Genomic DNA, 12,911 nt, shown 5'->3' on the forward strand with positions numbered 1-12,911 from the left:
CCGCTTTAAAGGGAAAGCTGTTCCAAATAAAAGGCCAATTTTTTAAATAGAAGAGCGCTGAATTAAGGTTCAGCGCCCTTTGCTTTAGAGAAACAGGCGGATAGGGTGGAATTTGATCAGTCTTTAAGCTCTCCTTTACCGGAAAAGCAGTAAGGGGAAATCCTGCTTTACGGACGTTAAAATGAAACCTTCGGGAGGTTTATACTTTGCAAGAAAACAACTATCGAATTCTCGTCATCAATCCTGGCTCAACCTCAACAAAGATCGGGGTTTTCGATAATGATATATCTATTTTGGAGAAAACCATTCGCCACGATGCAGATGCGGTTAAACACTTTGAAAATATTATTGAACAATATGATTTTAGGAAAAACATGATTTTGGAAACACTTGATAGTGAAGGCATCAATATTTCAAAACTCAGTGCGGTTTGCGGCAGAGGCGGTTTGTTAAGACCGATTGAAGGCGGTACATATGCTGTTAATCAGGCAATGCTTGAAGATCTGCGGGCTGGATTTAGCGGCGAACACGCTTCCAATTTGGGAGGCATTATTGCCAATCAAATTGCTTCTGGGCTAAACATCCCCTCCTTTATTGTAGATCCTGTGGTGGTAGATGAACTGGATTCAATTGCACGGATTTCTGGCTTTTCTTTGATAGAAAGGAAAAGCATCTTCCACGCTCTAAATCAAAAAGCAGTTGCAAGAAGAGTTTCAAAGGAACTGGGAGCGAGATATCAGGATCTGAATCTGATTGTAACTCATATGGGTGGAGGCATTACCGTCGGGGTCCACAAAAAAGGAAGAGTTATAGATGTAAATAACGGCCTCCATGGAGATGGTCCATTCAGCCCTGAACGTGCAGGCACTGTCCCTGCCGGAGACCTAGTCGCACTTTGCTATTCCGGAGAGTATTTCCGTGAAGAAATCATGAAAAAACTGGTTGGTCAGGGCGGTCTTGTCGGTTATCTGGGAACAAATGATGCGATAAGAGTAGAAAAAATGATTAAAAATGGAGAAGAGAAGGCAAAGCTGGTATATGAGGCAATGGCCTATCAGGTTGCCAAAGAGATAGGAGCAGCAAGTGCCGTGCTTTCAGGAAAAGTGGATGCCATTATTTTAACTGGAGGTCTTGCATACGGAAAAGGCTTTGTAAGGCAGATTTCAGACAGAGTGAACTGGATTGCAGATGTCATTGTCCATCCGGGTGAAAATGAACTCCAGGCTTTGGCCGAAGGGGCATTGCGTGTATTAAAAGGTGAAGAGGAAGTAAAGGAATATCCCAATACGATTCAAACCCAAAATGTAAGGTGATGAGGAGGGGTTTTTATGTCCCAGGAATATGATTTAGTCATACTAGGCGGAGGAACAGGCGGATATGTTGCTGCAATCCGTGCATCCCAGCTTGGCTTAAAAACGGCTATTGTAGAAAAAGGCAAGCTGGGCGGAACTTGCCTCCATAAAGGATGCATTCCCAGCAAAGCACTTTTAAGAAGTGCAGAAGTATTTGCTACAGCAAAAAAAAGCGAAGAATATGGAGTTGTAACAGGCGAGGTATCGTTTAATTTTGCAAAAGTCCAAGAGAGAAAAAATAAAATTATTGACCAGCTGCATAAAGGTGTTCAGCATTTAATGAAGCAGGGGAAAATAGACGTTTTTGAGGGTACAGGACGCATTTTAGGTCCTTCCATCTTTTCTCCAATGCCAGGTACAATCTCAGTGGAAATGAACAGCGGCGAGGAAAATGAAATGCTAATTCCGAAAAATGTAATCGTGGCTACCGGTTCACGCCCTCGTTCATTGCAAGGCCTTGAGATTGATGGAGAAATCGTCATGACTTCCGACGAGGCACTATCTATGGAAACCTTGCCAGATTCTATAATTATTGTTGGCGGAGGAGTCATTGGAATCGAATGGGCCTCCATGCTGTCTGACTTCGGAGCACAAGTAACGGTGATTGAATATGCAGATAGAATTATTCCAACAGAAGATAAAGAGATTTCAAAGGAAATGCAAAGACTGATGAAGAAAAAAGGCATAAAAATTGTAACAAGTGCCAAGGTATTGCCTGAAACATTATCAAAAGAAAATGGAGTATCCATTTCCGCAGAAGTAAAAGGTGAGGTAAAGGAGTTTAAGGGAGAAAAAATTCTCGTCTCTGTTGGACGCCAGGCTAATGTTGAAGGAATTGGCATAGAAAATACCGAAATTCTGGTTGAGAGAGGATTCATCCAGACAAATGAATTTTTCCAGACCAAAGAATCACATATATATGCAATCGGGGATGTTATTGGAGGACTTCAATTAGCTCATGTTGCCTCACATGAAGGAATTATTGCAGTTGAACATATTGCCGGAGAAGATACTCATCCACTAGATTACAATCTAGTGCCAAAATGTATCTATAGCAGTCCGGAAGTGGCCCAGGTTGGACTTACAGAAGATCAGGCGAAAGAACAGGGCTTTAATATAAAAACAGGGAAGTTTTCATTCCGGGCGATAGGTAAGGCACTTGTTTTTGGCGAGTCTGACGGTTTTGTGAAAATTGTTGCAGATAAAGATACCGATGATATCTTAGGTGTGCATATGATCGGTCCACATGTCACAGATATGATTTCTGAAGCTGGTCTTGCAATGGTTTTGAATGCAACACCTTGGGAAGTGGCGAATACCATTCATCCACATCCGACATTGTCAGAAGCAATCGGCGAAGCTGCCTTGGCAGTTGATGGCAAAGCGATCCATTCTTAAATTTGTTACGAACAAATGGGAGGTTTATTGAATGACTGAAAATCGTCATCATGCACTTGATTTAAGTGATGATAAAGTTTTGGAGATGTATGAAACAATGCTTATGGCTCGCCGCATTGACGAACGTATGTGGCTTTTAAACCGTGCGGGGAAAATTCCGTTTGTTATTTCCTGCCAGGGACAGGAAGCGGCGCAAATTGGTGCTGCCTTTGCTCTTGACAAGGAAAAGGATTATGTCCTTCCATACTATCGTGATATGGGAGTTGTATTAACTTTTGGAATGACTCCAAGAGAATTGATGCTTTCCGGTTTTGCAAAAGCGGAGGACCCAAACTCTGGAAGCCGCCAAATGCCGGGGCACTTTGGGCAAAAGAAAAACCGTATTGTTACAGGTTCCTCGCCAGTTACCACTCAGGTGCCGCATGCAGTCGGAATTGCGCTTGCAGGTAAAATGGAAGGAAAAGACCTTTTAACGTTTGTTACGTTTGGTGAGGGCTCCTCGAACCAGGGAGATTTCCATGAAGGCGCAAACTTTGCCGGTGTGCATAAATTGCCTGTTATCTTTATGTGTGAAAACAATAAATATGCTATCTCTGTTCCAATTGAAAAGCAATTGGCTTGCGAAAAGGTTTCTGACCGGGCGATTGGTTATGGGATGCCGGGATATACAGTGGATGGTAATGACCCTCTTGAGGTGTACAAAGTAGTAAAAGAAGCGGCAACCCGTGCACGAAGCGGAAAAGGCCCTACACTAGTAGAAACTGTTTCTTACCGGCTGACACCGCACTCTTCAGATGATGATGACCGCAGTTACCGTGCACCAGATGAAGTCGCAAAAGCTAAAACGCTTGACCCCATTATCACCTTTGGAGCTTATCTGAAAGAAACAGGTGTCATGAGCGATGATTTGGAAAAAGAAATCAATGACCGTGTCATGAAGATTGTTAATGAAGCAACCGACTATGCCGAAAACGCACCATACTCACCTGGTGAAGATGCGTTGAAGTATGTGTACGCGGAAAAGTAAGGGGGAACTAAGATGGCTGTAATTTCTTATATAGATGCAGTAACAATGGCAATTCGTGAGGAAATGGAAAGAGATCAAAAGGTATTCGTACTTGGCGAAGACGTAGGATTAAAAGGCGGAGTATTTAAAGCCACACAAGGCTTATACGAACAATTTGGCGAAGAACGAGTGATTGATACACCGCTTGCTGAGTCTGCAATAGCAGGTGTAGGTATCGGAGCCGCTATGTACGGATTACGCCCAATTGCTGAAATGCAGTTTGCTGATTTTATTATGCCAGCGGTAAATCAGATTATTTCAGAAGCGGCGAAGATTCGCTATCGTTCAAATAATGACTGGAACTGCCCAATCGTTATCCGTGCTCCATATGGCGGTGGAGTTCATGGTGCCCTTTATCACTCCCAGTCGGTTGAAGCTGTATTTGCCAACCAGCCTGGATTAAAAATTGTGATGCCTTCAACTCCATATGATGTAAAAGGCTTGCTAAAGGCTGCTATTCGTGATGAAGACCCTGTTTTATTTTTCGAGCATAAACGGGCATACCGCCTAATTAAGGGGGAAGTCCCTGCTGATGATTATGTTCTTCCTATAGGCAAAGCCGATGTAAAACGCCAGGGGGAGGATATCACTGTAATCACATATGGTCTCTGCGTCCACTTTGCCCTACAGGCTGCCGAGAAGCTTGCTAAGGACGGTATTTCTGCACATATCCTTGATTTAAGAACTGTGTATCCTCTTGATAAAGAAGCAATTTTGGAAGCTGCCTCCAAGACAGGAAAAGTACTGCTTGTAACGGAAGACAACAAGGAAGGCAGTATTATTAGTGAGGTATCAGCTATTATCGCTGAGAACTGTCTGTTTGATCTTGATGCACCGATTATGCGTCTTGCGGGTCCGGATGTCCCAGCAATGCCTTACTCGCCAACAATGGAAAAATTCTTTATGATAAATCCGGATAAAGTAGAAAAAGCAATGCGCGAACTAGCAGAGTACTAGGAAATGCGGAAGCGTTCGTTAAGAGCTGTAGGGTATTTGAAGAAAGGCTGATTCCGCCAAGTCTTATGGCAGCACCTTTCTGACCTGCATCGTACAGGCCCCCGCTTCGACTGAGATAAAGGAAAATGAAAAGCGTAAGTGCCTTGTACAGGGCCGACAAGTATAAGACGAGCGGCGAGAAGGTTGTTCTGTAACTTCCGACGGATTGGCTTATGACCTCGATCCCCTAGGCGCTGAAGCTAGACAACACGAAGAGTGAAACGATTCGTTGATGCCTTATCGCAGGGAGGAGTGGGATGGACACTAAGCGCTGAACGCAGGAACTAGACAGTAAAAAAGGAGGCTGTACCCCTTGGCAATTGAACAAATAAAAATGCCGCAATTAGGCGAAAGTGTTACCGAAGGAACAATCAGCAAGTGGCTCGTTTCTGTCGGTGATAAAGTAAATAAATACGATCCTCTTGCAGAGGTTATGACAGATAAAGTAAATGCAGAAGTGCCATCTTCCTTTGAGGGTGTGATTAAGGAACTAATCGCTGCTGAAGGTGATACCCTTTCCGTGGGCGAAGTCATCCTGACAATCGAAGTAGGCGGAAAAGGAACTGAAGATTCCACTTCAGCAGAAGCCAAAGGAAGAGAGACAACACAAGAAGAAGTTAAAACAGGGGGAGAGGCACCAGAAGCAGAGCAAGCAAACAAAGCTCGTTATTCTCCAGCTGTTTTAAAAATTTCTCAGGAAAACAATATTGATTTGACTCAGGTAAAAGGTACCGGGGCCGGTGGCCGAATTACAAGAAAAGATCTTTTGAAGCTAATCGAATCAGGAAATATACCAAAGGCTGGGGAAAAACAAGCTGTATCGCAGCCACCTGCAGTAGAAGAACGCACGGAAGCACAAGCTGCTCAACCTGTTAGACCTGCCACTCCCGCACCAGTAAATGTGCCTGTTACTCCTGGTGATATTGAAATCCCAGTGAATGGTGTGCGGAAAGCCATCGCTGCCAATATGCTTCGCAGCAAGCACGAAGCTCCCCATGCCTGGATGATGATGGAAGTAGATGCTACAAATATGGTAGAGTATCGCAACAGTATTAAAGATGACTTTAAGAAAACAGAAGGCTTCAATTTAACGTTCTTCGCTTTCTTTGTTAAAGTAGTGGCCCAGGCACTAAAGGAATTCCCTCAAATTAATTCCATGTGGGCCGGTGATAAAATTATTCAGAAGAAGGAAATTAATCTGAATATAGCAGTAGCAACAGATGATGCACTGTTTGTACCTGTAATCCGGAATGCTGATGAAAAAACAATTAAAGGCATTGCCCGTGAAATTACTGAGCTTGCCGTTAAGGTAAGAAAAGGACAGCTTAAGTCTGAAGATATGCAGGGTGGAACCTTCACTGTCAATAACACTGGATCCTTTGGCTCTGTCCAATCCATGGGTATCATCAATTATCCGCAGGCAGCCATTCTCCAGGTGGAGTCAATTGTAAAACGCCCAGTTGTTATGAATAACGGAATGATTGCAGTTCGTGATATGGTTAACCTTTGTATGTCACTCGATCACCGTGTACTGGACGGATTAATATGCGGAAGATTCCTGCAGCGAGTTAAAGAAATCCTTGAAAATACATCAAAAGCAACAACTTCTATATATTAACCATTTAGGGTGCTCCGAGAGGGGGCATCTTTTTTTTGCGTTTTAAATGGGGATGGTGTTGAACTCCCCTTGGGTTATTGATAAAAAGGGTTTTTCTTCGTAGGTGAGTGACACGCTGGTGCAGGTCCTTTCTGGATCAAAAGTAGAAGATTTTGAAAAAGAGGGTGAAGTTTTGCGAAAAGAGGTAGAAGTTTCCGAGAAATAAGTAGAAGTTCTGCCTAATAAGGGAGAAGGATAGGTAAGAGGGATCGGCAGCAGCGGTCCTTTCTGGATCAAAAGTAGAAGATTTTGAAAAAGAGGGTGAAGTTTTGCAAAAAGAGGTAGAAGTTTCCGAGAAATAGGTAGAAGTTCTTCGTCTAAAGAGAAAAATCGGGTAAATTAGATGATAAAACTATAACTTATTAATAAGTTTCCATCCCTTTCAGGTAAGCAGAAGGCTCATTCGAATTGCTAGAATAATAGGTCTGTACTAAAATAGAAGGGAGTCAGAATTTTAGTGCAATTATGCAGGTTATCCGCTTTCGGCGGTAAGCAGTCTTCATAGGAGGCAGATTGGATGGAATTAAAAGATATTATCCAGCAATCATTTCCAGAAAAAACGGACAATGATTGGAGAAGTGAAGCGGAAAGGGCCCTTAAGGGGAAATCCGTGGAATCTTTAAACAGCAATACATATGAAAACATTATTTTGAAACCGCTTTATTCTTTACCTTCTAAAAACCATAACTCAGATTATCCGGGTGGTCCCAATTACAGACGAGGGATTAACCCTGCTCCATCAAAATGGAAGGTGGCTCAAACGTTAAAAATAGAGTCAGCCAGTGAATTGGAGACTGCCCTTCAAGCTGCATTTAAAAAAGGACAAACTACAATTTCCTTTGACCTGACACCAGAACTAGTAAAAGAGAAAGACCTGCTATTAAAATCCTTAAAAGAGGTTTACCAGGATTACCCTTTTGCTATTAATGCCGGGGATATGCAAGAGGACTTTTTAGAAGTTCTAGCTCCTCTTGGGGATAAAGCTGCAGGATATATTGGATTTGATCCGTTATCCTTTTATTTAAAAGAGGGCATGATCCCGGCGAGTCTTGAAAGTAATTTCAATTGCTGGATAAAATATCATGACAAAATGCCATCTCTTCAAACTATTTTGGTTAACACAACACCCTATCATAATGGTGGAGCAAACGCGGTACAGGAGCTAGCTATTTCTATTGCAGAAGGTACGTTTTATTTACAGAAGCTGCTTGAACGGGGAATGGATCTTGAAGCTATTTTATCCAAAATGGTTTTTCAATTTTCTATTGGTGCAAATTTTTTCATGGAAATTGCCAAGTTCCGTGCGGCGCGTCTTCTTTGGGATAAGGCAGCAGAAGCATATAACGCTCCTGCATATGCTAGGAAGATGCATATTTCTGCTGAAACCTCTTCGTTTACAAAAACGATCTATGATAAGCATGTAAATATTCTCCGGGCAGGAAATGAGGCTTTCGCAGCAGCCATTGGAAATGTTCAATATCTTCATGTCAGTCCGTTCGATGAACTGCATGGGGCAACACCACTTTCAAATAGAATCGCCAGAAATACTCAGCTAATTCTCCAGGAAGAGGCTCACTTGACTAAGGTTGCTGATCCTGCTGGAGGTTCATGGTATATTGAGGAACTTACAAACGAACTTGCTGAAAAGGCTTGGGCTCTATTTCTTGAAATAGATTCAAAGGGCGGAATAATAGAGTGTTTAAAATCAGGCTGGATTCAGCAGGAAATACAAGAAGTATGGGAAAAAAGAAAACAGGACGCTCTTACAAGGAAACAAAGTATCATTGGAACTAACGCATACGCCAATCTTTCGGAAACAGCGGCTGAAGGTAAAATGAAACAGCAACAGCCATCAGCTTTGATGAAGCTTGAAAGTATACAGCCGATAAAGCAAATCCGTTTGGCGGAGCCATTCGAGGAACTGCGCAGAAGGTCTGAAAAACTGGCATTGAATTCTGGAACAAGTCCTTCAATAGGATTAATTTGTCTTGGAGAGTTAAAACAGCATAAACCTCGTACTGATTTTATATCAGGATTTGTATCCTCCGGCGGAATAAAAGCTGATAAAAGCGAACCTCTCTTTACAGAAGAAGAAGCAAAAAAATTCATATCATCTTTAGGTACAAATCATTTTTGCCTCTGCGGGCAAAATGAGCAATACCAGGAGTCCGGATTTGCTATGCTTAAAGCTCTTAAAGCTGATTTTCCAGAAATGCATTTTTATCTGGCTGGACTGCCGGATAAAGAGGAACAGGATAAATGGCTGGCGGCAGGAATAAATCAATTTATTCATATAAGAAGTAATTGCTATCAAATCCTTTCTTCAATTCTGAAAGAAAAGGAGGGTGAAAATTAAATGAAAAAGCCAGACTTTCGAAATATATCACTCTTTGAAAACAAAAATTCCTTTTCAAAAGAACAATGGAAGGAAAAAGTCAAAAAAGAGGTAAGTGATTCTCTTGAAAATCTCTTGTTCGAAACAAATGAGCAAATTGCTCTTAAACCTTTATATACCAGTGAAGATATTGAAGGAATGGAACATCTGAACTCGAAACCGGGAATCGCTCCATATACAAGAGGCCCTTATTCAACGATGTATGTTAATCGTCCTTGGACTGTTAGGCAATATGCAGGTTTTTCAACTGCCGAAGAAAGCAACGCATTCTACCGCCGAAATCTAGCCATGGGCCAGAAAGGGCTATCAGTAGCATTCGACCTGGCAACACATAGAGGCTATGATTCAGACCATCCTCGTGTCGTAGGAGATGTAGGTAAAGCAGGCGTAGCAATTGATTCCATTCTCGATATGAAAGTACTCTTTGATGGTATTCCGCTGGATCAGATGTCGGTTTCAATGACAATGAACGGGGCGGTCCTTCCGATATTGGCTTTCTTTATCGTTACTGCCGAAGAACAGGGCGTCAGCCAGGAAAAACTATCAGGCACAATCCAAAATGATATTTTAAAAGAGTATATGGTGAGGAATACGTATATCTATCCGCCGGAAATGTCGATGAAAATTATTGCGGATATTTTTGAATATACATCAAAATACATGCCAAAGTTCAATAGCATTAGTATTTCTGGATACCATATGCAGGAGGCGGGAGCCCCTGCGGATCTGGAACTGGCGTATACCTTGGCTGATGGTCTGGAATATGTTAGGACTGGATTGAAGGCAGGAATCGAGATAGACTCCTTTGCTCCTAGGCTGTCATTTTTCTGGGCAGTTGGGATGAATTACTTTATGGAAGTAGCGAAAATGAGAGCAGCCCGATTCATTTGGGCAAAAATGATGAAATCCTTTGATCCGCAAAATCCCAAATCAATGGCCCTTAGGACACATTCACAAACTTCCGGATGGAGTCTTACAGAACAAGATCCATTCAATAACGTAACAAGAACACTTATTGAAGCTCATGCCGCAGTCATGGGGCATACCCAATCCCTCCATACCAATGCACTGGATGAAGCTATTGCACTGCCTACCGATTTTTCTGCAAGAATAGCAAGAAATACCCAGCTTTTCCTTCAGGAAGAAACAGGTATTACAAAGGTAATTGATCCTTGGGCTGGCTCTTATTATGTAGAAACTTTGACAAATGAGTTAATTGAGCGGGCTTGGAAACATATTGAGGAGATAGAAAACCTTGGAGGTATGGCAAAAGCAATTGAAACAGGTCTACCGAAAATGAAAATTGAAGAGGCAGCAGCCAGGAGACAGGCGCAGATTGATTCAGGCAAGGAAGCGATCATAGGGGTAAACCGATACAGACTGGAAAAAGAAGAACCGATTGATATTCTGGACATAGATAATACAGCCGTTCGACGGAAACAAATTGAGAGACTTCAGCAGTTAAAAGATGGAAGAAATGAAAACCAGGTACAGGAAGCACTGGCTGCCCTAACGAAGGGGGCAGAAACAGGAGATCAAAATCTTCTGGAACTTGCTGTAAAGGCGGCAAGGGTGCGTGCAACACTCGGAGAAATTTCTGATTCGATTGAAATTGTAGCGAAGCGGCATAAAGCTGTCATTCGCTCAATAAGCGGAGTATACAGTTCTGCATTTACTAATGAAGAGGAAATTGCAGAAGTAGTTAAAATGACAGAAGAGTTTCTGGGAAATGAGGGCAGGAGACCGCGTATCCTGATTGCGAAAATGGGGCAGGATGGACATGACCGCGGTGCCAAAATTATTGCTACAGCTTTTGCCGATTTAGGCTTTGATGTGGATATCGGTCCGCTATTCCAGACACCTGAAGAAACAGCTTTGCAGGCAGTAGAAAATGATGTACACGTTATAGGAATAAGCTCGCTTGCAGCAGGACATAAAACGCTTCTTCCTCAGCTGGTGTACGAACTGAAGAAGCTCGGCAGGGAAGATATTTTAGTGGTTGTTGGAGGGGTTATTCCTGCTCAGGATTACCCATTCCTATTGGAAAACGGGGCTTCAGCTATTTTCGGCCCTGGAACAGTTATTCCTGTAGCGGCTCAGAAAGTAATCGAAGAAATTTATAAACAGCTTGGTTATGAGGAAGTGGCTCAATAAATGACTGAAGGCAAAAAGCCGGAATGGAGTGACCCTAGCAGGCCGGATGTTTTTTCAAGCCTAATAAAAAAAGGTACTGAGCAGCCAAGTCAGAATCAGATAATTCATAAAGGTTTGCGATTTCAAAAAAAACGAAACCAAGAGCTGCCGATTGAGGAATTATACGAAGGGGTTTTAAAGGGAGACAGGAAATATATCGCCAGAGCAATCACTCTAGTAGAGAGTAATGCTGAGCACCATTTCGAGGAGGCTCAGCGTCTTCTGCAAAAGCTCCTGCCCCAATCGGGGAAATCTGTTCGAATCGGAATTACCGGAGTCCCGGGTGCCGGAAAAAGTACTTTTATCGAGTCATTCGGGCTCTATCTCTGCAGTCTTGGCCATCGGGTGGCAGTCCTCGCAATAGATCCCAGCTCGAGTATTAGCGGAGGAAGTATCCTTGGGGACAAAACACGAATGGAGAAGCTTTCAAGAAATCCCTCTGCATTTATCCGACCTTCTGCTTCTGGTGGGAAGCTTGGAGGAGTCCACAGGAAAACTCGCGAGGCAATGCTGATCTGTGAGGCAGCCGGCTTTGATGTCATTCTGGTGGAAACCGTTGGTGTAGGCCAAAGTGAGGTTATTATCCGGGAGATGGTGGATTTCTTTATGCTTCTGGTTCTGACAGGGGCAGGTGACGAGCTTCAGGGCATGAAAAAAGGAATTATGGAACTTGCTGATGCCATTATTGTCCATAAAGCAGATGGAGACAATAAATTACCCGCTGAAAAAACGAAGCATGAATACAATAAGATTCTGCATTTCCTTCAGCCAGCTACAAAGGGTTGGACTTCTAGGGCTTACACATGTTCATCACTTGATAATACGGGAATAGATAAAATCTGGGAAGTTATCCGTGACTTTAAACATACCGGGGAGAACTCGGGAACCTTTGAGGAAAGAAGAAAAAAACAGTCAAGAGAATGGATATATTCCATGATAACGGATCAGCTGCAGTACAGTTTTTTTCATCATCCAGAAATAAAAGCACTGCTTCCAAAAGTAGAGAATGAGGTTATTGCTGGAGACAGAACCGTAGCAGCTGCCGTGGATACACTTTTTAAGATCTTTTTAAATAAATGAAGCGGGGGGAATTCGCTTTTTTTTCGAATTTCAGTCGTGCTCCTTCAAGCTAACATGTTGGATTTAAACAAAAAAAACGGATAGTATCTTATGATACTATCCTCAATTTAGGGAGTTTAGGGGTATGGATCTAGCTGTACTTTAATACTTCCCTCTTTTGGAAGTATTAAACTTTTTTCTTAAATAAATTTCAGTTATTTGAAATTAGGTAATTTCTCTTGGTATCATGTATGTATACCTAAAAGAAAAATACAGCACAAGGAGTGAACTTTATGAATATGGATTTTAATTTATTTATGAACGACGTGGTTCGCCAGGCACGCCAAGAAATCGTTTCTGCAGGATATTCAGAACTTAAAACGCCTGAAGAGGTTGAAGAAGTACTAGCTCAAAAAGGAACTACTCTTGTAATGGTGAATTCGGTTTGCGGATGTGCAGGCGGAATTGCCCGTCCTGCTGCAGCGCATGCAGTTCATTTTGACAAACGTCCGGACCAGCTTGTAACTGTATTTGCCGGACAAGATAAAGAAGCTACTGAAAAGGCAAGAAGCTTTTTCACTGGTTATCCGCCATCCTCACCTTCATTTGCATTATTAAAAGATGGTGAGTTATGTATGATGGTGGAAAGGCACCAAATTGAAGGTCATGATCCAATGTCTGTTGTATTAAAATTGCAAGAAGGTTTCGAGAAATATTGTGAAGAACTATAATTAGGAAAGAGAAGGGCTGCCCCTGATGCTATGTTGGCAAAGGGTGCAGCCCTTTTTTATTATT

Annotated in this window: 9 protein-coding genes; all 9 read left to right on the forward strand. The window is 42.4% G+C overall.

All coding sequences use genetic code 11. The features are described 5' to 3' along the window. Positions 1–206 precede the first annotated feature (206 nt). The 9 genes from buk to AC3WR0_RS10970 all read left to right on the forward strand — a co-directional run bounded on the left by buk (position 207) and on the right by AC3WR0_RS10970 (position 12,847). Positions 207–1,313, forward strand: coding sequence for a butyrate kinase (gene buk, locus AC3WR0_RS10930; protein ID WP_492552339.1), 1,107 nt, complete (start codon positions 207–209; stop codon positions 1,311–1,313). 15 nt (positions 1,314–1,328) lie between these two features. Further along, positions 1,329–2,750, forward strand: a complete 1,422-nt coding sequence (gene lpdA, locus AC3WR0_RS10935; RefSeq protein ID WP_492552340.1) for a dihydrolipoyl dehydrogenase — start codon at positions 1,329–1,331, stop codon at positions 2,748–2,750. 31 nt (positions 2,751–2,781) lie between these two features. Next, positions 2,782–3,777 (forward strand): thiamine pyrophosphate-dependent dehydrogenase E1 component subunit alpha, encoded by a 996-nt coding sequence (locus tag AC3WR0_RS10940; RefSeq protein WP_492552341.1) that lies wholly within the window; start codon positions 2,782–2,784, stop codon positions 3,775–3,777. Positions 3,778–3,789: 12 nt separating this feature from the next. Then, positions 3,790–4,773, forward strand: a complete 984-nt coding sequence (locus AC3WR0_RS10945; protein WP_492552342.1) for an alpha-ketoacid dehydrogenase subunit beta — start codon at positions 3,790–3,792, stop codon at positions 4,771–4,773. A 352-nt stretch (positions 4,774–5,125) separates the two neighbouring features. After that, positions 5,126–6,430: a dihydrolipoamide acetyltransferase family protein gene (locus AC3WR0_RS10950; protein WP_492552343.1), complete on the forward strand. Its 1,305-nt coding sequence runs from the start codon at positions 5,126–5,128 to the stop codon at positions 6,428–6,430. Between the two features lie 556 nt (positions 6,431–6,986). Further along, positions 6,987–8,825 (forward strand): methylmalonyl-CoA mutase family protein, encoded by a 1,839-nt coding sequence (locus tag AC3WR0_RS10955; RefSeq protein ID WP_492552344.1) that lies wholly within the window; start codon positions 6,987–6,989, stop codon positions 8,823–8,825. Beyond that, complete coding sequence (scpA, locus tag AC3WR0_RS10960; RefSeq protein ID WP_492552345.1) at positions 8,826–11,018, forward strand: methylmalonyl-CoA mutase; 2,193 nt, start codon at positions 8,826–8,828, stop codon at positions 11,016–11,018. Further along, the gene (gene meaB, locus AC3WR0_RS10965; RefSeq protein WP_492552346.1) at positions 11,019–12,137 is read left to right on the forward strand and encodes a methylmalonyl Co-A mutase-associated GTPase MeaB; all 1,119 of its coding nucleotides are present in this window, start codon (positions 11,019–11,021) and stop codon (positions 12,135–12,137) included. Between the two features lie 272 nt (positions 12,138–12,409). Then, complete coding sequence (locus tag AC3WR0_RS10970; protein ID WP_492552347.1) at positions 12,410–12,847, forward strand: BrxA/BrxB family bacilliredoxin; 438 nt, start codon at positions 12,410–12,412, stop codon at positions 12,845–12,847. Positions 12,848–12,911: the final 64 nt, after the last annotated feature.

It is taken from the genome of Neobacillus sp. FW104-15D2, from assembly GCF_058790155.1.